General features: G+C 62.9%; 19 protein-coding genes. 8 read left to right on the forward strand and 11 right to left on the reverse strand.

The window, feature by feature from the left end:
• Positions 1-231 precede the first annotated feature (231 nt).
• From SM611_RS22240 to SM611_RS22250, 3 genes are all read right to left on the reverse strand, one after another.
• The gene (locus SM611_RS22240; protein WP_371951801.1) at positions 232-2,475 is read right to left on the reverse strand and encodes an ATP-binding protein; all 2,244 of its coding nucleotides are present in this window, start codon (positions 2,473-2,475) and stop codon (positions 232-234) included.
• A gap of 44 nt (positions 2,476-2,519) precedes the next feature.
• On the reverse strand, positions 2,520-3,644 hold the full coding sequence (locus SM611_RS22245; RefSeq protein WP_371951802.1) for a hypothetical protein: 1,125 nt from the start codon (positions 3,642-3,644) through the stop codon (positions 2,520-2,522).
• Between the two features lie 114 nt (positions 3,645-3,758).
• Complete coding sequence (locus SM611_RS22250) at positions 3,759-4,889, reverse strand: hypothetical protein (protein ID WP_371951803.1); 1,131 nt, start codon at positions 4,887-4,889, stop codon at positions 3,759-3,761.
• 28 nt (positions 4,890-4,917) lie between these two features.
• Here SM611_RS22250 and SM611_RS22255 point away from each other — a divergent pair, with 28 nt between their 5' ends.
• The 3 genes from SM611_RS22255 to SM611_RS22265 all read left to right on the forward strand — a co-directional run bounded on the left by SM611_RS22255 (position 4,918) and on the right by SM611_RS22265 (position 8,569).
• Positions 4,918-5,226 carry a helix-turn-helix domain-containing protein gene (locus SM611_RS22255; protein ID WP_371951842.1) on the forward strand — a complete coding sequence of 103 codons (309 nt, stop codon included), beginning with the start codon at positions 4,918-4,920 and terminating at the stop codon, positions 5,224-5,226.
• A gap of 967 nt (positions 5,227-6,193) precedes the next feature.
• The gene (locus SM611_RS22260) at positions 6,194-7,501 is read left to right on the forward strand and encodes a DUF262 domain-containing protein (protein ID WP_371951804.1); all 1,308 of its coding nucleotides are present in this window, start codon (positions 6,194-6,196) and stop codon (positions 7,499-7,501) included.
• 18 nt (positions 7,502-7,519) lie between these two features.
• Complete coding sequence (locus SM611_RS22265; RefSeq protein ID WP_371951843.1) at positions 7,520-8,569, forward strand: HEPN domain-containing protein; 1,050 nt, start codon at positions 7,520-7,522, stop codon at positions 8,567-8,569.
• Positions 8,570-8,951: 382 nt separating this feature from the next.
• Here SM611_RS22265 and SM611_RS22270 read toward each other — a convergent pair whose 3' ends face one another.
• The 4 genes from SM611_RS22270 to SM611_RS22285 all read right to left on the reverse strand — a co-directional run bounded on the left by SM611_RS22270 (position 8,952) and on the right by SM611_RS22285 (position 15,388).
• Positions 8,952-9,503 carry a relaxase/mobilization nuclease domain-containing protein gene (locus SM611_RS22270; RefSeq protein ID WP_371951805.1) on the reverse strand — a complete coding sequence of 184 codons (552 nt, stop codon included), beginning with the start codon at positions 9,501-9,503 and terminating at the stop codon, positions 8,952-8,954.
• A 112-nt stretch (positions 9,504-9,615) separates the two neighbouring features.
• Entirely contained in the window at positions 9,616-10,047 is a 432-nt protein-coding gene (locus SM611_RS22275; protein ID WP_371951806.1) for a plasmid mobilization protein, read from the reverse strand.
• 1,339 nt (positions 10,048-11,386) lie between these two features.
• Positions 11,387-13,027, reverse strand: coding sequence for an endonuclease NucS domain-containing protein (locus tag SM611_RS22280; RefSeq protein WP_371951807.1), 1,641 nt, complete (start codon positions 13,025-13,027; stop codon positions 11,387-11,389).
• A 231-nt stretch (positions 13,028-13,258) separates the two neighbouring features.
• On the reverse strand, positions 13,259-15,388 hold the full coding sequence (locus SM611_RS22285; protein ID WP_371951808.1) for a UvrD-helicase domain-containing protein: 2,130 nt from the start codon (positions 15,386-15,388) through the stop codon (positions 13,259-13,261).
• A gap of 239 nt (positions 15,389-15,627) precedes the next feature.
• On the opposite strand from SM611_RS22285, the gene SM611_RS22290 reads away from it, so the two are divergent.
• Together SM611_RS22290 and SM611_RS22295 are read left to right on the forward strand one after the other, a co-directional pair.
• Complete coding sequence (locus tag SM611_RS22290) at positions 15,628-16,158, forward strand: DUF4365 domain-containing protein (protein ID WP_371951809.1); 531 nt, start codon at positions 15,628-15,630, stop codon at positions 16,156-16,158.
• Positions 16,155-17,267: a hypothetical protein gene (locus tag SM611_RS22295; protein WP_371951810.1), complete on the forward strand. Its 1,113-nt coding sequence runs from the start codon at positions 16,155-16,157 to the stop codon at positions 17,265-17,267. Before SM611_RS22290 ends, SM611_RS22295 begins: the two co-directional genes overlap by 4 nt.
• 95 nt (positions 17,268-17,362) lie before the next feature.
• Here the strand turns inward: SM611_RS22295 and SM611_RS22300 are convergent, their stop codons facing one another.
• From SM611_RS22300 to SM611_RS22310, 3 genes are all read right to left on the reverse strand, one after another.
• The gene (locus SM611_RS22300; protein WP_371951811.1) at positions 17,363-17,743 is read right to left on the reverse strand and encodes a hypothetical protein; all 381 of its coding nucleotides are present in this window, start codon (positions 17,741-17,743) and stop codon (positions 17,363-17,365) included.
• Between the two features lie 250 nt (positions 17,744-17,993).
• The gene (locus tag SM611_RS22305) at positions 17,994-18,815 is read right to left on the reverse strand and encodes an ATP phosphoribosyltransferase regulatory subunit (RefSeq protein ID WP_371951812.1); all 822 of its coding nucleotides are present in this window, start codon (positions 18,813-18,815) and stop codon (positions 17,994-17,996) included.
• A complete protein-coding gene (locus SM611_RS22310; protein WP_371951813.1) occupies positions 18,812-19,315 on the reverse strand; it encodes an ATP phosphoribosyltransferase regulatory subunit in 504 nt (167 codons plus the stop codon). The genes SM611_RS22305 and SM611_RS22310 overlap by 4 nt, the downstream gene beginning before the upstream one ends.
• Positions 19,316-19,690: 375 nt before the next feature.
• Here SM611_RS22310 and SM611_RS22315 point away from each other — a divergent pair, with 375 nt between their 5' ends.
• On the forward strand, positions 19,691-20,140 hold the full coding sequence (locus SM611_RS22315) for a hypothetical protein (RefSeq protein ID WP_371951814.1): 450 nt from the start codon (positions 19,691-19,693) through the stop codon (positions 20,138-20,140).
• A gap of 712 nt (positions 20,141-20,852) precedes the next feature.
• Here SM611_RS22315 and SM611_RS22320 read toward each other — a convergent pair.
• Positions 20,853-21,275, reverse strand: coding sequence for an ATP-binding protein (locus SM611_RS22320; RefSeq protein ID WP_371951815.1), 423 nt, complete (start codon positions 21,273-21,275; stop codon positions 20,853-20,855).
• A 328-nt stretch (positions 21,276-21,603) separates the two neighbouring features.
• Here SM611_RS22320 and SM611_RS22325 point away from each other — a divergent pair, with 328 nt between their 5' ends.
• On the forward strand, positions 21,604-22,485 hold the full coding sequence (locus SM611_RS22325; protein ID WP_371951816.1) for a helix-turn-helix domain-containing protein: 882 nt from the start codon (positions 21,604-21,606) through the stop codon (positions 22,483-22,485).
• The gene (locus SM611_RS22330; protein ID WP_371951817.1) at positions 22,482-22,676 is read left to right on the forward strand and encodes a DUF397 domain-containing protein; all 195 of its coding nucleotides are present in this window, start codon (positions 22,482-22,484) and stop codon (positions 22,674-22,676) included. The genes SM611_RS22325 and SM611_RS22330 overlap by 4 nt, the downstream gene beginning before the upstream one ends.
• Positions 22,677-22,735: the final 59 nt, after the last annotated feature.

Raw genomic sequence — 22,735 nt, forward strand, 5'->3', positions numbered from 1 at the left:
GAACACCAGACCGCAGCTCTCCAGATCCGCAAGGCGGCCGGAGACCGCGCGGAAACTGTGAGACAGCTTCCTGCATCTCGCTGAGTCTTCCAAGGCATCGGAAGCGCGAAGGACAAGCACGACGTGCATTTTCCACCAAGCTGAAAGCCTCGACAGGAGATCGCTCTCAACCCGAGACACCGGGCTGATGCCTGGCGTTCATCTTCTCTATTCCCCGTTGGGGTCACGAACTCAGAAGGGAGGAACCTCGTCAGGCTGAGCGACCTCCAACTGCACATCACTCTTGAACTGCACATCAATCTTGTTCTCGCCTGCCTTCTGCCCCTCACTAGATTCCGCCTTCAGAACGTGTTCCTTAAGCATGATGAACTTGGCGGACTTGCCTGGATACTTGTCGTCGTCTCTAGATACAGTGGCCCACTGTCCCGGATACAGCTGATCCAGTGCCTGCTTGACTAGCTTCCTGCCCCAGTGGAAGGCGGACCCGTCGCGCTTTGCGTGCGCGGGTGCCTTCTCGGCCAGCAGGTGGGCGACACGTCCCCACTTTATGCCGCGGGGACTGTTGATCATGTTGTGGAACTCGTGCTTATCTCGGAGATGGACGATCGCGATCGCACTGTCGTCTGCTGCGAGGTCTTCTCTGGATGCCTCGCTGGCGCCGCCCGGGGGGTGGCTGGCTGCGAGACTAGCGGTAGCGACCCTCGCTTCGGAACGGCGTTCTTCGACGGCGGCCTTGGCTTGAGCAGCGAAGCTGTCGGGGGCCTGAAGCGAGTAGTCTGGGTCAGCCATCGTGTACGAGTCTTCGAAACTGAGGACACGAACGGAGACCGGGTAGGGGCGCGAATGACGGTCGGTGCCAGGGGCACTCGACCAGTAGATCCCGTTGCCGACGAGTGGTTCGTTGAGCAGGGTGGCCAGCAGGTCCTCGGAGAAGTGAGCGTTGGCCTTCTTCAGAGAAATCAGGTCACCCTGGGAAAGCAGGTGGAAGACGAAGAAGTTGTCACCCTGACTGAGAAGTTCCTGTGGCAGGCTGCCTGGCTGCTGCGTGATGAGCAGGGCGCCGAGGTCGTACTTGCGGCCTTCCTTGACCCAGGATACAAAGGGGCCATCTTCACTCTGAGTGGTGCCACCAAGAACGGATTGTGCTTCTTCAATGACGGCGATGGTTGGAATTGACTTCGGATCGGCCTCAGTGAATTGATTTTGGTTGTGCTCGAAGATGTCGCCGAGAATCACACCAGCGAGTTGAAGCCCTTGAGAACCACGCATCTGGGAGATGTCCACCACGCAGAGCTTGCCCTGGGACAGACAGTCTTTCAGAGCACTTAGGAGTTGGCTGTCGGGGTCGTGAAGTGCATTGACGACGCGGGTCATGTTGCCGATCGCCGCGTTCGTCTCGGCCTCCTGGCTGGCGTCCAGGTTGAGGATCTGCTGCACCTGAGAACGGTCGGCACCGTACTTCTCGCGGTAAATCAGGTCGACAAGACGGCCCCACTTGGGTCCGTCGAGAGACTTGAGCTTGACGACGTTCTGTTGGTCCTGCTTTTCGGGCGGCAGCGCGATGCCCAGCACGCGCGATGCCTGAAGCTCCTTGATGTTCAGTTTAACGCCGTTAACGACGAAGGACTGGTAGAAGTCGCTGGGGCCTTGGCGGTTGGTGAACACGACGAGCTTGTCGCGGAGGTGCGGCACGTCACACAGGGCGGGACGGCCCTTGAAGTCGGGCCAAAAGTACTCGCCGTCCGGGTCGAAGATAAGCGTGCCGACAGGAGCCTTGCCAGAACGGCGTGGGACGGTGGGCTGTTCTTGGTACAGAGCGGAGAAGAGCAGCTTGACCAAGTTTGACTTGCCGAAGCCAGCGCGGGCGAAGACGAAGCTGCGGCGTGCCACGAGCTTGTCGATTTGAAATGTCGGCATGATCGCGGGGTGTTGTACCTGCATCCAGGAGGTGTCCCCCACGCGCCTATCATTGCCAGCGTAGACGAATTCACCGAAGGCGAGATAGCCGATGGGAACCGCGCCGTCGCTGGTGTCCTTGGCGTTGACGACCTCGGCGAGCAGGTCGTCACCCAGGAGCGCGACCTGGGCACCGACGTGTGGAAGGCGCCGGTGGCTCGGGACGAAGATGTGCTTGTCCCCCTCCATGCGGAGGACGCCGAGGATACGGATGTCGACCTTGTACTTCAGGTAGCGCTCGCGCAGCTCGTCAGGGATGGGCCGCTGGTCGCGTACCGCTCGGGTGGCGTAGTCCTCACCGATCGGTGACACCAGGCGCCCTTGGGAGGAGATAGTGGTGATCCGCCCCAGGATGGCCTCACGCTCGTGTTCGAGCTGGACAAGGACGAACTGGCCGTGCATGGCCATGGTCTGGAAGTCGTCGTGGTGCGGCAGCACGAGGTCGGCGTGGAACTCCATGCCACTTTCGGAGAAACCACGGAAGGTGCCGACCACTTTGTCGCGCTCGAACAGGCTCATGTCGGATCTTGCTCCACAGAATGCGGACCGGGTAGGAGGGGGCGTTACTCGTAGCGGCGGGCAGCGACATCAGAGGCGAGCCGCAGAGCGTCGATGACCGGCGCCTTTTCTTCACCAACCTGGTCGCGGACAGCGTCAACGAGTTGGTCTTCGACGATGTCCATGTCCAGATCGGCGACGCGGGAGAAGCTGTCGGCCTGCTGGATGCAGTTCGGATAGAGTGGGATAGGAAAGCCGGCCACCGCGTCAGCCTGCAGGTATCCGAAGATCGCCTGGGCTTCCCTGTCCTGGCGAGACATGACGTCCACGGTCCAGATGGGGTCGCCGGAGTGTGGGCCGAAGCGGACGAAGTACATAGATCCAAAGTTGAACTTCGGCTTCTCGCCCGTCGAATCGTCCTCGATGTCCCTGGTGTACTCGTCCCAGAGATATACTTCGTCCAGCATCTCCGTGGGGACCTTGGCGAAGCAGGCAGCACCGTTGTCGAACACGCCGGACAGTGATATAGCCAGCCGATAGTACTCAAGGACCTGAGTCTTCTTTGCCAGACCGACCAGCCACACCTTGCGTCGGTCGCGACGCCGGGTCTGTTCTATGGCCTCATACATCAGCTCGCCCATCTTCACGAACAGCTCGCCGTGGAAGATCTTGCTGCGCAGCAGTCCGTCGCGGACGATCAAGGTGTCGACCGCGTAGTCGCGGTAACAGATCAGGTCATACAGCGTGGCCCACTCGCACAGGTCCCTGAAGACCTGCACCCAGCTGGGCGAACTGCCGGACATCATCGGCGACAGATCCTGGAGCCTTTGCACGCCCAGCCCGTGCATCATCCTGCCGAGCGCGGTCTGCGGACTGCCGTCCTCATGGAACTGACGGCGACTCAGGGCGGTGATGTCGGAGATCGGGGAGACCGCCTCCAGGCACAGCTCCTTGCCGTTGGAATCCACGACACGAACGACCTGAAGGTAGAAGGGGTTGAAGGCGACCTTATTATTGCCGCCGTCGGAGGCCATCAACGCAACAGAAGTCGCTGCCCGTGGCTTAATCACCCTGACCTCAGGGCGGATGGCACGGGTTTGCTCGACCAACTTGTCCAGCACTTCACGACCAGCTTCGACCTGATCGCCGATCAGCTGCTTGAGCTGCTTGATCTGGTCCGCGTCGAACATGCCTCTCCCCACACCGGGCTCATAGGCAAGTGGTTCACTCGTCCGGCCCCCACAGGATGGCACGAGACACTGACAGTTTGTTACGCAGTTGTGGGAACTAACCGGGATGCTGCCCTAACGGGCCAGCCCTACCAGCTCTGCGACGAGGTCGATCTCGTCGATAGCGGAGCCGGCCTTGCCGAACTGCTCGGCCTGCCTGTTCCGTTTGGCCGGCGTACCGGCCTGCCGGACCTCCTTGATGACCCATCCAGCTCTTGACTCCTTCACGGAGGCCAGAAGCATCTCCTCCGGATCAGTGCGGGCCGAGGGTAGAGCGCCGAACCGGATCGCCAGCCGAGCACCCTCGTGGCAGCGGCGGGCAGTAGCAGCCCATACCTCGGCCAGAGCCTGGATGAACGCTTCTTGATTCGGCTGGCGGGCGATCTGCCCGGTCGTGCCATAGGGGACCTCCGGGGATCCCCCGAGGAACCATGAACGCAACCACTGATCGGCTACGTAGGTGCGCATGCCGTAATAAGGAGGTGAGGTGACCACCAGATCGAACTTCTGCCGCAGACCGTTGAGGGTCTCAACAGAATCACCCAGGTAGACTCTTCCGCCGTGGGCAGGCGGTGCCGCATGCAGGAGACGCTGGGCCCGCCGCTCGATGACTTCCAAGGCAGGGACACGCACCGGCTCCATCTCACGCTCGGTCCAGAACTTCACCGCGTAGGCGGGCTTAGATGCGTATGTGCGCGGCATCTGGTTCGACAGGTACGACGGGACGCCCTTGTTGCGCGGCCCATGCAGAATCCCCAGCATGACCGCTCGGAGCATGGCGGCTGTCGGCGTGCTCATCTCCAGCAGCGCCTCGCGTAGGGTCACCAGCTCGCGAAGCGTTTCCTGCTCGAAGCACAACCGCCAAAACTCACCATCGGGCATCTCCCCCCTAAAGCCATCGCTGAGGATCTGCCGGGCAAGTCGGACCACGGAACCCGGTGTGACCTTTATCAGCTTCGCCCGAGCGATGGCGGCAGCCACCGGGTTAATGTCGATGCCCACCGACGGCAACCGGGCCAGACGCGCGGCATACAGGGTGGTACCCCGCCCGCAGAACGGGTCCAGCATCCGGGTGGCCTCTGGGAGGGCCTCAAGCTGCTGAAGGGGGAAGTCCAGTGGAAACATCGTGTAGTACGGGCAGACGGCGTTCAGGCGCAGGGCGTCTTCAGGCCACTTGAGGGAAGAGGTCGCTGCGGTCGCCGTCATGGTGGAAGAATACAAGTATAATTACACCATGTCTCGCAGGAGGCTGGATCCCGCTGCACAGCGCCGCGGACAGGTGCTGGCCTCCCGTCTGACACAGGCCCGACACGCCTCCGGGCGCTCAGCCGAGGCCGTTGCCCGTAGCGCGGGGATCTCCGTCGAAACCGTGAGAAGCATCGAGAGGGGCCGCACGTCCACGCCGGAATTTTTCACCGTTGCCGCCCTGGCACCGAGTTGGGGCTGTCACTCGACGAGCTATATGTCTTCGTTCACCGATCCTCCCGGAGTGATCCGCAAGCACCCAACGACCCTGGTGCGGCAGTCTGAGCTCATGTTCTGAGTCGATTGGAGCATCGCCGAGCAGGCCTGAGACAGCACGCAGGATAGGGTGCAGCACCTGAAGAGCACCGCGACGTGGCACATCATGGCGCGATGGCCGCCGTCGGACGCTGGTGTCCGATTGTCAGGACGACGGTGACACGGTCGCAGTCCCTGGACGAGTCCGGGCAAGGGAATGGGCCCCTGGACCGCCAGTGTCAAACGCCAGTACGTCGGCTGCGTCGGCCGGATCTGGCAACGCCACCAACACCCGTGTACCGCAGCTTGGCCACCGCCACCAGGCACGCCCTGGTCGGCCGCGGCCCTTACCTGACACGCGAGCAGACCACCGGCCCCGACCGGCGGAATACGCATGGGCTTGGACCGAAACCGCCGGCCCCCGCGGCCACCTGCTGAACCGCAGCAGCTGACCCCCAAGGCCAAAGGCGTCCCCGAAGTGGCGTTCTACCTGGTGTTCGTCTCCGAAGGGTGGCGGCCGGTGACATTGCGGACCCTGGTGCGGATCGCGGCCGCGGATAGGCCGATCGACGGACTTCCAGACCGGGAAGCACGCCTTCGGGCTGGACCACTGGCAGTGTCAGGACCTATCCGACGCTGCATCGCCACCTCTTTCGGCCATGGCGGCCCTGGGGACTGCGCCATCACCGCCTCCCACGCCCACACCACCGGTGACAGTCCTCCCACGCCCGCCGATCTCCGGACTGCTCCGGCTGAGCGTTCCCGAAGCAAAACACCTGGTCAATCTATCCACCCGCACCTAGCGCAGCCCGCAACATCACCGATTCAGCCGACCATGGTGAGATCACAACCTCAGGAGCGGCGGGTCGGGAAGGTCGGGAAGGTCGGGAAGGTCGGCTCGGCCATCAAAGAGATCCATTCGATTGCCGGGCTTACGTTAGTCGGGCCGCCATCCTAAACTTCGAACCGGTAGGATCAGCCTACGGATACTGATAGGCAGGAGCGACACGATGGGCTCTCGGGATAGCAAGATCAACCTACAGGTTCCGTTGCTCCCAGGGGAGGCCATCGACGAGCTAAGGCCGAAAGACTCGCCGCCCCTAAGCGATGCGCAGCTGAACAAGCGGTACGTCGAGGAAGGCGTTCGTATCGTAGTCGAGCAGGCGCGCTATCCACTGAACCAGATCCTGGCCATGTTCACGGATACCTTTGAGACAGAAGCCGGAACAAGAGAGGCCAAATACAAAAGAGATCCCGAGTATCAACGTCGCCATCGCTGGGATGATGGTCGAAAATCTAGGCTGATCGAATCGTTCCTGATGAATGTCCCAGTTCCTCCAATCTTTCTTTATGAGTACGACCTGGCACGCTTCGAGGTGATGGACGGCCGTCAACGCTTGACAGCGTTGATGGATTTCTATAGCGACTCACTTGAACTGAAAGAACTCCAGTACTGGCCAGAACTTAATGGTCGGACATATGAAACACTGCCCAGCTCAATCCGCGACGGAATTGACCGGAGATATCTGTCATCGATCATTCTACTCAATGAGACGGCTACAACCGAAGAGCGAGCCGCGTTCCTCAAGAAGTTGGTTTTCGAGAGGTTGAACTCTGGCGGTGTACGACTTAGTGGCCAAGAGACGCGCAATGCTGTCTTCAATGGGCCACTAAACGACCTCTGCCTGAAGCTGTCGCGAACTAAGGAACTTCGCGTAATGCTAGGCACCCCCCTCGACGGCATCGAGGCAGCCGCTAGTGCAGATGAAGAGGACGCGGGTGATGGAGAGGGGGCAACACTTGAGCAAGACCCAGAAGGTGTCCTGGTGACAAAGATCGGACGCAGAATGTTCGAGTCGATGGAGGATGTAGAGATTGTCTTGCGATTCTATGCTTATCGCCATCTCACTAAATTCTCACAAGGACTGAATCGAATTTCAGATTTCTTGGACGAGTTCCTCGCGAAAGGCAATAAGTTCGACGCTGCGACTCTGGACGACTATAAGCAACTTTTTCAAGAGAACATCAGTTTCTGGCATGCAATCGCCGGAGCGACAGCTTTTCAAGTCAAGGGAAGTAATCGTCATTTCAGCAAGATTGCCTACGATGCCCTCATGTATGCAAGCTCAGCCCTGACTCAAGAGCAAAGAGTGTCGCTTCTGAATAACGCTGGAGTTGTCCAGTCAGCGATTGACAAAATGTATGATGAACACGCTGCAACTTTCGGTGGCCGTAGAACCAATACAGCGGATGCACGTCGACGCAACAGGTACGCACTTGACGCGTTGGGTGCTGCATTGGCCGCCATCGCGGGTTAAATGGGTCGACCTTACATGATGTTGCAATACAGCCAATTCTCGACGGATCTTGAAAGGATTCGCCGATTCCTTAGAAGTGGATCAGAAGAACGGCAGACGTCTGATCAGCGTAGATTTGCCTACATCGGATGCATTTCTGCGATGTATGCATCATTCGAAAACTTTGCGGAACGTGTGGCACTCCGATTCAGTGAGATGCTGCTAGCTGATCCCACCAACTTGTCCTCCGAACAGCTGTTCACCCTACGTCGCCGGTACGTGCGCAATGCCTCGGTTCTCTTAGGCCAAAGTCTGGGCGTTGGAAGGTACCGGGAAGTTAAGGAACTTGATGTTGTCAAAAGTCTCGCATCATGCCTGGATGAATCATCTTCATCTTTTGATATAAGACTTGAGTTGATAGCGCTTCATAATTCGAACCTTCGCTGGGACTCACTCTGTGAACTCTTCGTGTGGGCCGTTTCAGACTTGCAAGATAAGATCCGACGCTCGGATGCAGTTGAGAGCTGGGCGTCCCTCACAAACAATACGAGTAAAAGCACCCTCATGGGAGTTCTGAAGAGCGAATTGGACGACCTAGTCGAACGTCGCAACGAAGTCGCACATCGCGCAATACCCGATGAGATTCAATCGTATGAACGACTTCTGGCTAAGGTCGATTTCCTCGAAGCTATTTCCTTAGGTCTCGTTGCCAGCCTCGCCGGACTACTCGTGGAAGCATCGATTAGAAATGGCGAATCCATTCCCCTGGGAGTGCCGAGCGAATACTTCAGAAATAAGAGAATCGTTGTGATCCCCTCTCTGGCATTTTCGATTTCGGAGGGTGACTGCGTTGTGATGTCTGGAAGTAGATCGACACGCTGGGGGCGCATACTCGAGATACAGTTGGCCGATGAGCGGGTCGCGCATGCACCCGCTGGCGTAGAAGCTGGACTTCGCCTCGATTTCGAGGTCCGAAGAGGAGCTGATCTTCAGCTCTGGCGAACTCCGAGCCCGGATCTCGCTTCCCCTCCCGATAAACTTTTCGGTAGCCGCGGGCCTCTGGGCGACGCAAGACCGTCGTCACAATGAATGTCGCTGAGCAAGGGTTAGGCGGAAAACCTTTGAGGGAGCGGACAGAGGTTTTTCGTCTTGCTATGATTCTCTAAGTAGGGCGTCATGTACTCGAGCTGAAGCATCTTCGGACCAAACGGATCGTTAATCGTCCCTGGGCCGTTATTAGCTGATTATCTCAGTGGAACGATCGCGCCGAGACCGCCCGATACAGGCCAAATGTCGAGCGCAATCGCTATTACTGGCAGCCACGTAGCAGGCGCGTCGCGTGTTCATTCGAGGGCGGCGCGCGACAGGCAAGTCCGAGTTGGCCCTGGAGAACTATCGGTTGTCGAGCTGTGGTTCGCACAGTGCCAGCAGCGGCTCGCGACCGTAGGTTGGGCAGTCACGCCCCTTCGGATCACGCCCCTTTGGAGCTGCCAAGCGTGCATGCGGAGGCTTCGCGACCAGCGGCCACGCGTCGGCGGAGGGTGGTGCGGGGCGGCTCCGGCCAGTTCTTGCGGTTGGTGAGTTCCTTCTCGGCTCGAGTCGGTCGGGGCGCTGCTGTGCGGTCGGTGGGTGCAGTTCTGGTGAGGCCGTAGCGCTCCTCGGCGATGTGGCAGGCGTCGGCGACCTTGTAGTAGTCGCGGTGGACGTTGGGGTTGCGTCCGTCCTCGCGGGCCAGGACGACGGCCAAGTGGATGTGGTCGTCGGCGTGCCTCACGGCGATCCAGCGGCATGCCTGGTCGTCGCCTCGTGGGGCGAATCCGGTCTGGTGCAACACCTCCTCGGCGATGTCGGCCCATTCGTCGTCCGACAGGGTTCGGTCTGTGGGGGCAGCTCGGACCGAGCACTGCCAGACCGGCGAGGTCAGTGGCGTGTGCCGGAGGGTGTCGAGCGGGGAGGTCATGACACCGGTCAGGTGGCGGAAGTCACGATGCCCTCTGGCGTCGAGACCGGGCTCCAGGGCCATGGGGAGCCGGAATCCGGCGACGATGTGGGACCGACGTGCTCGTTGCGGGTGCCGGGGCCGTAAAGGTAGGACAGCAGCCTTGCGAGGTTCTCGCCTCGGGTTACTTTGCCGATCAACGCAGGAGCCGGCCGATCTCAACGGACGAGGTGTCCACTTTGCGGAGGACGTTCTCCAGATACGACAATGCGGCGGGCAGTTCGCAGGGCACCTGTCCTGTCGTGTTCGCTATGCGCGCCAGCTGATTGAGGTTCACGCCGATTCGGTTCAGCTGTCGCGCGATGCCGCGCAGTTCTTCGCAGAGTTCCGCGGTTGGTTGCTGTCCTAATTCGTGTTGACGAATGACTGCCTGTACGGTCTGGGTAATGAAGGTGCCGTAGGCGGCTCCTGCTCGCTGGGCTGCTGCGCAGATTTCCTCGTACTCCTGGTCGCTGACTCGGAACCTCATCTCCCGGTCCCGTCGGCGCCCTCCACCGAGCTGCGAACGTCGCTGGAGCTTGCGTGGCTGGTTGAGCTGTACCTCGCTCGTGACTGCGCCTCCGATCAACTCGTCCAGGACCGCGCCCGGTCCCGCACCACAGAAGTGTGTGCGGTGGATTCCTATGGATCCACTACGTGTCGCGACACGGTCCTACCTTGCAGCCTCTAAACAGCTCGGCAACCAAATTGTGCCAACGCATGCCTCTCATGCTCTTACCCTGCTGCGGCGGGCGGCGGCGGGCTGACATGTGCCGCTGAGTTCAGGCAGATCTGACTGTCAGGGAGGCCGTCAACAGGCTATCCCCCTAGGACAGAAAGGAGCATTTCAACTCGCCGGAGTTTGTCTCATGGGACACCCGTACTCTTGGGCGGGGGAGGTCCGGCAATGCCGATCGGTTGTCGGACTGGAATCCACCTCTGGCCGAACTCGGGCACTGCGCGACAGCTTGGGAGTGCCGCAGTGCGGGCTCTCCCTACTGGACAGTCAACAGCCAATGAGGCGGCTCACCGACTCCCACTGCCCGGGAGAAGCAACGGAACCTACTGGGAATCTATCTCAAATCGGGCATATCATGCTCATATGGATATATCGGCGATCACACGTGAGGCCGTCCTCAGCGCAACCCTGTTGAGCCTTCACCGACGCACACCAAGACGCCCAAGCCGTCCGGGAGGTCTTCATGGCCATCACCCGTTTCTGGCCGGGGCTGTCGACTTCGTCAACATGGTCCCATCCCGGTTCATCCTGATCGACGAAGACTTCTTCACCACCGAATGACCTCGACCTATGGCGGCTGAAGCCTTACACGTTCTGAATGAGTTGACTCACCCCGATTGTCTACGTAACGATCGTTGTCGTGACAGACACCATCCGATGTATCCACGACAACCTTCCCGGGCAGTGCGGTGTAAGCCCATGCAAAGTAGCGCCGCCCGGCCTGGCCACCAGGGTCTTCATCACCAGAGGAGGTACCGTCTTCCACCAGTCCACTAAATGTGATGCCCTCCGCGGAGGACAACGCAAAGCACTCGGTCGAGGTCAAGAGATTCACGATGTACGGCCGGCCAACGTCTTCGACGCCATGGCCGACGGGTACAGCGCTTGCATCCCCTGCTTCCCGGACTATGCCCCGCAGGGCACGAAGCTCTGTTGGGTGCGTGTGGAGGGGCGCTGGGTGAGAGGTCTACTCACACGTTGGGAGCGGGATAACGGCCAGTGGATGGGCTGGGTCTTCTACGTCGTGGATATTCGGCAGGAGACCGCCCTCATGCCCGCAGGCGATCTTCGTCCACGCGAAGTAGGCGAGACTCCGCCCCAGAGGTGATTGGCCGCCCGACCGTCGACGTAGCAGCGATTGGGCAGAGAGTGACGACCAGACTCCGACGTACGGGCGGGTTAAGTTAACTCAGATACCCATGAACTGCCGGTACTCCTGGACCAGCAGGTAGATCTCTTCGGCGTGATGCTGGATGAACGCGTCCAGGCTGTGCAGGCCGCCGTTGACTTCGACGGTTTGCGCGTCCAGGGCCGAAGGCAAGCCGACACAGCCGTCGACGACCTCAGACCCGCCCGAGCCGTCGGGCGCCAACATCTGGACATGGATCACGTACCAGAGCCCCATCAACTTCAACAATCTGCTGTCGGCCTCCCAGGTGATGCCGCCGTAGTGGTGGGAGGCCCACGACAAAGGGGTGGGATAGATGCTCCTGGCCCGGCGCTGGAACGCCGGCACAGTGGTGCCGTCCCATTGCAGACCGCCTTGGAGGAGCGATGACACTTGGGAGTCGTCGCGAGGCACCGCAACCGCCGCGATCATCGGGACGAGCTCGGCCATCCTCGGGGCCATGACCTTGGTCCGGTAGTCGACGATGCGTTGCGGTAGGCCGTGAATCAGAGTACCCAGGAGATCGCACGGATTGAAGATGTGCACTTCGACGTCGTACTCGCCGTCCCATTGCTCGACGTTCTCTAGCCAAGCACCCATCAGCTCGGTCCACTGCTCGTTGCCCGCCAGGCAGCCCATCACGTCCTGCTTGAGCAGGTTCCATCGCGAAGCCACGGCTGTGCTGGCGCTGGCGTGGAACAGCTCGCGCGCTTCCCCGTCGTTGCCTCGCAGCGCCGCCACGAAGTCACTGGTCTCATACAAACCCGCCGCGAAAACTCCGGTGGTTCGGACGTGACCGATTTGCCAGTCAGGGTCCTGCACGAGACGGTTGAAATTCGTCGGGTTGCCGCTTTCTGCCTCGTCACCGAGCACACTACTTGTGACATGACACAGCGCGTCGTATTCGTCGGGGTGCTGAAAGCCCATGCGTTCGTCGGGAAACAGGACCAGGTGATCGCACACTTGGGCACAGGGCGGCGGCCCGACCTGCGGGTCGATGCGCCCGAACGCCACGTACAACCCGTGAGGGTTGCGCACTTTCTCCGCCGGCCCTTGGAACAGGAAGTCCACGCCGACCAGATCGGTTACGTGAGCTTCGCCGGCGTGGGCCCAGACCTGCTCCCAGCACTTGTCCCGGTCCTGCGGACGGCCGAACAAGTAGAAGTGATGAATTGAGGTCAGCCGCTGGTCCAACGGCTCGGGCAGCCACTCAACTCGCCGAGCCGAAAGAGGCATTCCGGCCTCGTCGACGAGCAGGCTGTAGCCTCGCAGATCGTGCCTCCAATCTCGGGCGACGTTGCTCAGCGGCGCCAGCAGTTCTCTCCACTGTGGTTCCAGCGCGACCACGATCGTCCGGATGCGGTCCGCGGGAAGCCCTTTGTGCTGGCGCAGCAGCTCCGCGTATTTAGCGATTTCGTTTGCGGCCTCCCTGGCGGTCGCGTTCGCTCGTTTCAGTTCGATGACCACCCACATCTGATGCTGGTCGCGCGCCAGGATGTCGATGCGGCCACCGCTGCCCGACGCGTTGGGCAGCACATACTCCTCCGTGATCAACCTGAGCCCCGGCTCAAGCACCTCCAGATGCTCAGCCAACTGCGGCCGGATCCGGCTCTCAAGGGGAGCAGCGCTTGCCATACGAGCCTCCAGTTGGTCGGTGGCCACCACCGTAGAGGACGCCACTGACACTGCCCTTACCCAGAGTGCGGACGCCCCGAGCTCTGAAGCCTGGGCGCGTGGGCGCCTGGGCAAGGGCCCCAGTATTTCGGGCTTCGATTTGCCCTGGTGGTCGTCGCCGCTTCGTCCGCCAGTGAGTGGTCGGTGGACGGACAGCGTGTGGAGGAAGCGTCGCTCAGCCTTCGGTTGCAGCGGGCCATTGGTCGGTTGCTGAGGTGGTTACAGCGGGAGGAGTGGGCTGGGGGTGCTGTGCCAGGAGATGTAGAGGTCTTCGCGGGCACGGGTGCAGGCGACGAACAAGAGGGAGCGTTCACTGAGCATGTCGATCTCGTGCTGTATGCGGTCGAGGTCGGCTGCTGTGACGGCGGCTTCGAGCGGGTGGGCGCGCTCGGTGACACCGATAAGGGCGACGCATCGAAACTCCAAGCCCTTCATCGCATGCATCGTGGCGACCCGCACGCCCTCTTCCGACGCGTCGGGGCCGTCCTTGAGCGCGACGACAGAAATGCCGTCGTCTAGGAGTCGCTGTTTCGCCCGTGCGCCGAGGTCGTGGAAGCGGGTCGCCACCGCGATGTCGGACGGGTCGACCCCCGCGTCCAGCCAGGAGCGGACCTTGTCGGCCAAGCGGTCCAGTTCGACGGCCTGACCGGACGCCGATGCCAGAGCCGGGTTCCGGCCGCGGAGCCTCGACCTGTACCCGTCGAGGGTGTCGGAGCCCTCGTCCAGATCGTCGATCTTCTCGCCGGTCATGATGGCGGACGACCAGGTCAGGATCTCCTGGGTGCTGCGGTAGTTGATGCGGAGCCTGCTGGAGCGGCCGGAGACGTTCACGCCCATGGACCGCAGGGACACGCGGGTGTCGTAGATCCGCTGATGCGGGTCGCCGGCAATGAACAGGTCGTCGGACTGTTCGGCGACGGCGTTGCGGAGGACGCGCCACTGTGCTGGGTGCAGGTCCTGCGCTTCGTCCACGACGATGTGCCGGTACCGCGGCCCTTCCGAGGCCAGCAGTTCGGCGGCCTTAATGCAGAGCTGGAGGTGCGCGCACTGGCCGTCGGCTTCGAGCTGCCGCTCGAACTCGGCGACCGCTCGCCAGACTTCGGCGCGCTGAGGGGCTCGGAGAGCCGCGCCTCGGCCGGCGCGTGAGGCCGCGAGGTAGTCCTCCTCACTGCCGATGCCCTGCGCGAGAACGACGTGCCGCCATTCGAGGTCGAGGAAGTGCTCGTTCCATGGCAGGTCGAGCCTTTTGGCGATCTTCTGCCAGCGCTTGCGGGTGCGGTAGTCGTTCTCGGAGACCAGGTGGGGGACGGAGCCGTGGTCGGCCACGACCCGGCGGGCGAGCGCGTTCACCGTGGTCACGTCGACACGGTCGAGCGCTTCGGGATCGTCAACGAGAAGGTGCAGGCTTTCACGTAGGGAGTCGGCCAGTGCGTTCGTGAAGGTCGTGAGCAGGATTCGGGCGTCGTCGGACTGGTCGAGGAGGTGCTTGACGCGGTGCAGGGCCACCACGGTCTTGCCGGTGCCGGGCCCGCCGGATACCTGCGCCGCGCCGCTGTAGGACGGGCGGTAGGCGATGCGCCGCTGGGACGGGTGCAGGAAGATTCGCCAGGCGTCGAACGGCTTGGTCAGGATGTCCTGCAGTTCGTCTGGCCCCGTCACGAGCGCGATGCGGCTCGGGGTGTTGGCGATGGCGGTCGCCAGGTCTTCGGTGGGCTCGCCAGCGGCCGCGTCGGCGGGACGCCGGACCGCGACGACCTGCTGCCACACCTCGTCGGACGTGAAGCCCTCGGCGAGGTACTGCAGAACTTCGAACTGGTCTTCGGGGAACAGCTTCGCGAAGGCTTCGAGTTGCGGTTTGTCGATGATGGTGCGGACGGCGGGCAGCACACCGTCGTCGATGCCGAGGTCCCGCAGGACGGTGTCGGAGTGCTCGGCGAACAGAAGCGCAGGGGCCTTGTCGGCTGCCTTCTGGAGTACGGGCGTGAGTTGCTCGATCGCATCGATGTTGCGGATTTCGAGGCCACGTGTGGCCGTGTTGATGCTGATGACGCGTTTGCGGGCCCACGCGATCGCCTTGTCGTGCTGGAGCACCTTGAGCAGCAGGTATGTGCCGCTGCCGTCGTCCGGTGCGAGCACGACTCCGCGCCAGAACCTGGTGACGCGAATGGTGCGGATGCGAGGGTCGCGAGCTTTCTCGAGCTGCTCAAGGTGCAGGCCCTTGTCGGCGGTCAGCTCGGCGGCCGTGAGTTTCTGGAACTTGGCCATCGCCTCTCGCACACCCTGCTTGACCGTCTTCTCCAGGTTTTCGTACTCGTCGAAGAAGTCGGCGGCGAAGGCGAGCTGAGGCAAGGCTTCCTCCAGGTCAACCAGGTCGGACAGAGCAACGCAAGCGTCACGTTACTGGACCTTGACCGATTTCCGACTACAGCCTTAGATCTGGATACGACAAATATCAACAGGACGCCGCACGGAGGACGCGCCGACATCGTGGATGCGAGGAACCACCAGGGCGGCTACGGCGAGCTACAGCCTTAGATCTGGATACGACAAATATCAACAGGACGCCGCACGGAGGACGCGCCGACATCGTGGATGCGAGGAACCACCAGGGCGGCTACGGCGAGGCGTTCGTCAGCACGCTCGCCGTGGCGGCGGGTCTGCGGCTGGCGAAGCCGATCCCGGACATGGACGGCGTCGACTTATGCATGTGGCCCGACGGTGTCGGAGCACTTCGCGGCGCACGCGCCCCCGCGATCAATGTGCAGGTGAAATCAGGTTCCGCGGCCACGGAGACTGACACCACGTGGGGTTATCGTCTCGAGGTTCCTCACTTCAACTTCCTCGCCGACGGGTGGGCCACCATCTACCCCACGTTCCTGTTCCTGGTGATCGTCCCGAAGGAGTGGCGGGAGTACGCCACGGCCGAGCACGACGGGCTGCTGTTGCGGAATGCCGCTTACTGGCATTGCCTGGCGGGCGAGGACCCGATCGTCGACGCGAAGGCCGGAGCGAAGACGACCGTCCACGTCCCCAAGGCGAACCTGCTGACCGTTGATTCGCTTCGCGCACTCGTGGAGGATCCAGAGAAGGCGACCGCGGCCCAGGCGGAGGCGTCATGACGATCAGCCGGGACGAACTCCAGCGTCTCGCGCCCGATGACGTGGTGCGTTACCTGAGCTCCACTGGCTGGCGCCGGTCGGGTGAACTCAACGGACGCGCCACGGTCTGGGAGTTCGGTCGGCGCGACCTCGAGATCGTCGTCCCGGTCTCCGACCGTTTCCGCGACTTTCCGCAACGCATGTACGAGGTCGTCCGGACGCTTGCGGAGGTTGAAGAGCGCCCTGAGCCGGAGATGTTGCACAGGCTCGCTGCCCCCGCTACGGATCGGCAGTACTTCCGGCTCTTCCCGAACGCTCCCTCGGGCTTGATCCCGGCAGCCGATGCGGCTGAGGCGTTCCAGGGCGTACGGGAACTGCTCATCGCCGCCGCTTATGCCGAGTACTACCCCGATGCGGGCTTCATCCTGCCCAACAGCAAGCCGAGGGTTGTCCGGGAGTTCCCGGAGAAGGCTCTCCTGGGTACCGCGCCGGGAAGCTTCGTCGTCAGCGCGGAAGTTCCGCTGGGCCCTAACGACGACACGCTCTTCTCCACCGTAGACGCCTTCGAGCGCAGAGTCCTCCTGCGGTTGAGGCGTGCGCTCTTCAGCGCGAGGGCGGCTGCCGAGGAGGCATCCGAACGGGCCGAGCTCACGCCTTTCGAGGAACGGACGGACGCCGGTGTCTCACGGACGCTCTGCCAGGCGCTGGCCCGCTTCGGTGGCTCCGACCGGAACCGTCCCTTCGAGATCCAGTTCGACTGGGCCGGCGCGGTGGCCGCCAAAGCGCCCGCTGCCCCGGTCCGCTTCGAGGGCGAGCAGGTGAGCATGCTGGCCCACGCCGCCGAGGACCTCGGACGGAAACCGAGAACCGAGCCGGCGCAGATTCGCGGCCGAGTCCGCACCATGGAGAGGGCCCGCCCCGACGAACAAGGCTGGGTAGTCGTCCGCGGCGTCCTCACCGTCCGAGATGTCAGCAGGAACCGGCAGGTGTGGGTCCCTCTCGACCCGGACGACTATGACCGTGCCCTCCGCGCCCACGGCCAAGGTCTCGAAGTGCGCGTCTCCGGCTCCCTCACCCGCACCGGCCGGCGTGCCGAACTCAAGCCTGACGGATACTTCCGCGTCCTATGACTCGTGGAGAGTCGGCGCAGGCCGGTTCCACTCTGCCTCGCTAACTAACACCTGGTCCCTTCGCTGAGGCCGCGAAGGGACCAAGGGCAGACCGATCACTCATCCAGATAAAGGAGGGCGGTGATGGTCTTCTTGCAGATGTCGCAGTGCATGGGGGCCTCCTCGGACGCGAGGTCACACTCAACGGTGGTCACGCGGTCGATGACGCCAGATGTCGCCTCGGTGGCCCATGCATCGGCCCATCGGCGGGTGTTGGCGGTGAGGTCGTCGACGTAGCGCGCGGTCATCTCGTAGAAGGCGCGGACGCCGTGCTCCTTCATGTAGCGCCGGTTGAACTGGAGCGACAGCAGTGCGATGGGGAACGGGTGCTCGACCAGGCCCCGGGCCCAGCGTTCGGAGACGTCGTCGATGTCCGGGCGTGCGGCGCGCTCGTCCAGGACCTGCCACATGCCGTTCTGGTCGTACTCGATGAGCACATCATCGAGGAGCTTGCGCGCGGTGACGAGGTTGCGGGTCTTGCCGGTGAACAGCTCAGAGACGCTTTAGCTGAGCTGCCTGTCGGGGCCCTTACGCGCTTGGCCGATGGCCTGCTTGAGCTGGACCGCGAAGGCCGATTCCCACGACAGGCACTCCCCGAAGGCGACCATGGGGCGGGGAACCCCTTCCGCTTGATCGCGGCGAAAATGCGATCGCCTTGCACACCCCATCCACGGCCCCATCATGAAGTTACCTCGACGGCGCACACCTCCCGGTGAGGTGCGCGGCAAGCTCACCGGTCGGAACCTGGGCCTGCTCCCCCGTGTCCATGTCCCGGACCGTGACCACACCCGCCTCCTGGTCGGACGCCCCATAGATCAGCGCAAAGCGGGCCTTGCGGTCAGCGGCCCACTTCAGCTGCTTGGCCAGTTTGCGACTGGCGGCCAGATACACCTCGGTCCGCAGACCCGCATCCCGCAGCCGCGCGGCGAAGCTTATGACGTCGGACGCGGTGTCTTCGGCGATCACTGTGACGGCGACGTCGATCCTGTGCGCGTCGCCGTGGTCGTCGCTGAGCAGACCGATGATCCGTTCGACGCCCAGGGAGCCGCCGCAGGCCGGCACGTCCGGGCCGCCGAGCGCGGCGATCAACCTGTCGTAACGTCCGCCGCTGGCTATCGAACCCGGCATGCCCTCGGCGACCACCTCGAAGATGACACCGGTGTAGTAATCCAGACCCCTGACCAGGCTTGGCGTGAACGCGATCCGGTCTTCGCCCACCTTCGGCGACGCCAACTCCAGCAGTCGGCCGATCTCCTCCAGGCCCGCGCGTCCGGCCTCGCTGTCCTTCAACGCGGTCTGCATCCGCTCCACCGCATCGTTGGCGGTCAGGTCACCGACCAGGGCCTCGGCGATGCCGGGGGCCAGCGACCGGGCGTCCACCAGCTCGGCCGCGACCTTTTCCGGCGACAGCTTGTCGAGCTTGTCCAGGGTGATGAGCACGCCGCCGCCGAGATCGGCGGGAACGCCGTACACCTCCAGCAGGCCAGAGAGCGCTTGGCGCGAGTTCACCAGCCCCGGTAGTCACGTAGACCGACCGCATCCAGCGCATCGGTCAGCGCGCACACCACCTCGGCGTCCGCGAGCGGGGAGGCTGACCCGACCACGTCCACATCGCATTGCGCGAACTCGCGGAACCGGCCCTTCCCAGGACGGTCGGCCCGCCATACCGGTCCCATCGCGTACCGCTTGTAAGGCGTCGGAAGCTGCGACCCGTAGCCCGCGACGACCCGCGCGAGCGAGACGGTCATGTCGTATCGCAGGGCCAGGTCGGCTTCGCCTGTGGCCTCGTGCTCTCCGCGACGCAGGATCTTGAAGATCAGCTTGTCGCCCTCGTCGCCGTACTTGCCGGTCAGGGTCTCCAGCCGCTCGAACGCCGGCGTCTGCAACGGCTCGAACCCGTACCGCTCGAACACCTCGCGGATCTGCGCGAAGACATGCTCGCGAGTGCGCAGCGCACCGGCGAGAAAGTCGCGGGTGCCTGACGGGGGCTCGAACTGTTGTGACGCCATGAGAACTCCTGACCACGTAACAGAGCAATGAGACAAGGCAAGTCATGGGAACCGGTCCACATCCGGACGCACAGCGAACCAGGGGACTAACGCCTTCCGAGGTTATCGACGGCCCTGGCATCGTCCCGGCCGAACCGCGGGCCTCTTCCGACCCGGCAAGGTGCAGAAACTCGACGTACGAGCAAGCCCCGTGCGGCGCCCCTACACGCCCGGCCCGGCTCCAGTCTCCGACGTAGGGCCACATCTAAGGCGGCTGGGAACACGGTATCCACTCCACTGGCACCGATCTTTACTCCAGACGAGTGTTACCCACCCGACTAGAACATGAAGTGTTATGGTGGTCACTCCAGATACATGGACATCAGGACGAGGTAGATGATGAGCCCGAAAGTCGAGAATGAGTTCATCCAGGTAGCAGTACCCGCTCAGCACGTCATGGCCGTGTATCGGCTGCTCTCCGAGCTCGAGCAGGAGACCGACGCCGACGCCGGGCTTGCTGGGACGAGCGACGCTCCTGGGGCGTGGGACGCCGACAAGCTGGCCAGACTGGCCAGCACCGAACTGAACACCACCAAAACGGTCACCCGTATTCTCGACGTCCTCTGCCAAGAGCCCGGCAAGCAGTACGACATGCAGGATCTGGTGAAGGCCCTGTCGATGGAGTACCACAGCCTGCGCGGGAACCTGGCGGCATTCACCCGCCACCTGAACACGCACTACGACAGCGACACATGGCCGATGCGCGTCGTCGAATCGAGCGGTGGCGCGATGCTCTACAGCCTCGATGCCGCAACGGCCGCTCTCTGGAGATCCGTCCGCGGCTGACCGGCCGCCTGCACGCTCGGCCACGGTGATGCGCTGACAGGTCAGCGCAACGGTGCAGGGCCAGCAGACCGAGCAGGCGAACCTCTGCCCCTTCCCCAGTGCCGGTCTCTGTAGCGGTCACGGGCGGGGGACGCGAGGTTCCGGCTACGTCGATGATCGACGGCATTCATGGCGTTTGAGGCGCCCCGGCTTCTCCGAACAGGATGCGGCAGCCGCCGGTGAACAGGCGACGGAGGAGGCCGTCACGCCGTTCTCGTGCCGCTGCGGCGGTGGGCCGACGCCGACGGCCTGGGGGAGACGTCGGCCTGCTTCGGTCGGCCCAGGCGCCGTGGGGTGTCCGAGGGAGTGGCCTCGCGCGCTGGACGTGTCGGGCCGTGGTGCCCCGCAGGGCGGAGCGCTCGCGGATGGCGTCGATACGGCGGGCGAGGTCAAGGGCGTTCTTCGCCTCGACCAGTTGGTCGGGCAGTAGGGCCCAGATAGAGCCGGTGTACTCGCCCCACCAGATGCAAAGGTCCGGGTAGTTTCGCTGCAGCCATGCCACGGCCAGATCGAGATCGCTCTCCGCCGATATGGCTCTCCGGCTCTCGGCAATCAGCCCGCAGGGGACTCCGCCGGGTCGGGCGAAGGGCATTTCAGGAGTCATTACGTCACCTCCAAGCGAGCGCGGCGCACGCGCTCGTCAGGTGATGGGCGGCCACGAGGACCGGCCTGCTCAACGTTCGCGGGGGAAGGTGGCGCGGACGGTGCGGCCTTGGGCGTCGCCGATGCATGACCAGGTCGTAGCCAGGGCCTCGACGGTGAGCAGGCCCCGGCCGCCCTCGGCCAGTTCGGTGATGTTCCGCAGGTGCGGCTCGTCCGGGCCGCCCTGGTCGGTGACGTAGACGATGACGCCGGCCACGTCCATGCTGATCTCGACGGTGAATCGCCCGCCGTCGTGGCCTGAGCGGGTATGCCGGACGGCGTTCACGGCGAGTTCGTCCAGGACGAGAAGAACGTCGTCCAGGCTCGGAGAGTCGGGGAGCAGATGCGCGGCGAATGCCCGGACAAGCCGGATTTGATCCGCCTTGCCGTGGAATTCCCGCCGCCAGTACATCGACGTCTCGGGCTTCGCCGGAACGGATACTGCGAGCAGCATTGATCACCTCACACGGACGGTCCGGTATGACGCCTCCATGCTCGGGACGACCGTCAATGCCCGCCTGCGCCTTCTGTCATCCAGATGTCCGCCGCGCGGAAGTTGCGTGCACAGCAGGAATGTCCGCTTACGGCGATGTGCGCGATCGTGAACGTTCACGGAGACGCACGCTCAGCTCTGGGACGTGGTGATCCACAGAAGTGCATTCACAGCAAGACAGTCGAGCGACACGTACGGCGATCGCGTGATAACACAGGGTTGACACGACGAAAGTCCCCCGGTCAGCGTCCACCCCCCGCCCCCACCGGCCCGATCACGGAGGTCACCGGTGACCAGTCCCTTCGTCCGCCGGCAACGACTCGCCACCGAACTACGGACCCTGCGCGAGCAGCGCGGCATCACCGCCGACGAGCTGGCCAAAGCGATCTTCCGCTCCCGCACGACCATCTCCAAGCTCGAGAACGCCCGCTGCCGCCCCGACCTCGGTGACGTCTCGAACATCCTCGACGTCCTCGACGCTCCCCGCGAGAGCGTCGAAGAGATCTTTGAGATCGCGCGCCAGGCCAACGCGCGTGGCTGGTGGGACGCCTACGGGGACACCATGGGCGCCCGGCAACGCCTGTACGCCGACCTCGAGTCCGGCGCCGGCACAGTCCGCGAGTACAACCAGTTCACCATCCCGGGAGTCCTCCAAACACCTGGTTTCATTCGGTTCATTATCGAGATGGCGATGACCGAGGGACAGATCGACTTCACTCCTGACCGCATGCTTGAGGCTCGCCTGAACCGTCAACAGCATCTACTCGGCCCGAACGGCCCACACTACGAAGTAATCCTCGACGAAGTGGTCATACGCCGTCCTACCGCACCACCTCAAGTAATGCTCGATCAGCTCCGGAGCTTGATCGATACGGCTGCCCATCATCCTCGGGTCACCGTGCTCGTGCTACCGCTCGCGGCAGACTTCACCGGCCGCTTGCTGCCGAAGTCAGCCTTTTTCCTCTTCACATTTAGAGACCCTGCCGACCCACCGATGGCAGTAGTTGACACGGTGAGCACCGACATCGTTCATACCCAAGGTGACGAAGTAGTGAGGTATAACCAACGGTACGAGCATCTTCGGCAGGCCACGCTCTCAGGCGCCGCCACTCTCGGTCTGCTGACCGATGCAGCCGACGACCTTGAGAACAGGACTGAATCCCCCCCATGACGACGCACTACGGTACCTGGCGCAAGGCACGCCTGAGCGAGGCCAACGGGGCCTGCCTCGAAGTTGCCCGCTCTGACCACGGGACTATCGGCGTGCGGGACAGCAAGCAGCACGGCGTTGGCCCGGTTCTTGACTTTACTCGTTCCGAGTGGGTCGCCTTCCTCAAGACCATCCGCTCGACCAGAGCGTAACCAGTACCAGCCGAGATGTCGGGTACGCACTCGGCCGTTCACTCCGACGGAACGTTCGG

The organism is Actinomadura monticuli (assembly GCF_041463655.1).
Taxonomy (GTDB): Bacteria; Actinomycetota; Actinomycetes; order Streptosporangiales; family Streptosporangiaceae; genus Spirillospora; species Spirillospora monticuli.

Excerpts from the sequence above, each read along its gene's own strand:
- SM611_RS22240 (WP_371951801.1), bottom strand. The coding sequence starts at position 2,475 with ATGAGCCTGTTCGAGCGCGACAAAGTGGTCGGCACCTTCCGTGGTTTC.
- SM611_RS22245 (WP_371951802.1), bottom strand. The coding sequence starts at position 3,644 with ATGTTCGACGCGGACCAGATCAAGCAGCTCAAGCAGCTGATCGGCGAT.
- SM611_RS22250 (WP_371951803.1), bottom strand. The coding sequence starts at position 4,889 with ATGACGGCGACCGCAGCGACCTCTTCCCTCAAGTGGCCTGAAGACGCC.
- SM611_RS22255 (WP_371951842.1), top strand. The coding sequence starts at position 4,918 with ATGTCTCGCAGGAGGCTGGATCCCGCTGCACAGCGCCGCGGACAGGTG.
- SM611_RS22260 (WP_371951804.1), top strand. The coding sequence starts at position 6,194 with ATGGGCTCTCGGGATAGCAAGATCAACCTACAGGTTCCGTTGCTCCCA.
- SM611_RS22265 (WP_371951843.1), top strand. The coding sequence starts at position 7,520 with ATGTTGCAATACAGCCAATTCTCGACGGATCTTGAAAGGATTCGCCGA.
- SM611_RS22270 (WP_371951805.1), bottom strand. The coding sequence starts at position 9,503 with ATGGCCCTGGAGCCCGGTCTCGACGCCAGAGGGCATCGTGACTTCCGC.
- SM611_RS22295 (WP_371951810.1), top strand. The coding sequence starts at position 16,155 with ATGACGATCAGCCGGGACGAACTCCAGCGTCTCGCGCCCGATGACGTG.
- SM611_RS22310 (WP_371951813.1), bottom strand. The coding sequence starts at position 19,315 with ATGGCGTCACAACAGTTCGAGCCCCCGTCAGGCACCCGCGACTTTCTC.
- SM611_RS22315 (WP_371951814.1), top strand. The coding sequence starts at position 19,691 with ATGATGAGCCCGAAAGTCGAGAATGAGTTCATCCAGGTAGCAGTACCC.
- SM611_RS22320 (WP_371951815.1), bottom strand. The coding sequence starts at position 21,275 with ATGCTGCTCGCAGTATCCGTTCCGGCGAAGCCCGAGACGTCGATGTAC.
- SM611_RS22330 (WP_371951817.1), top strand. The coding sequence starts at position 22,482 with ATGACGACGCACTACGGTACCTGGCGCAAGGCACGCCTGAGCGAGGCC.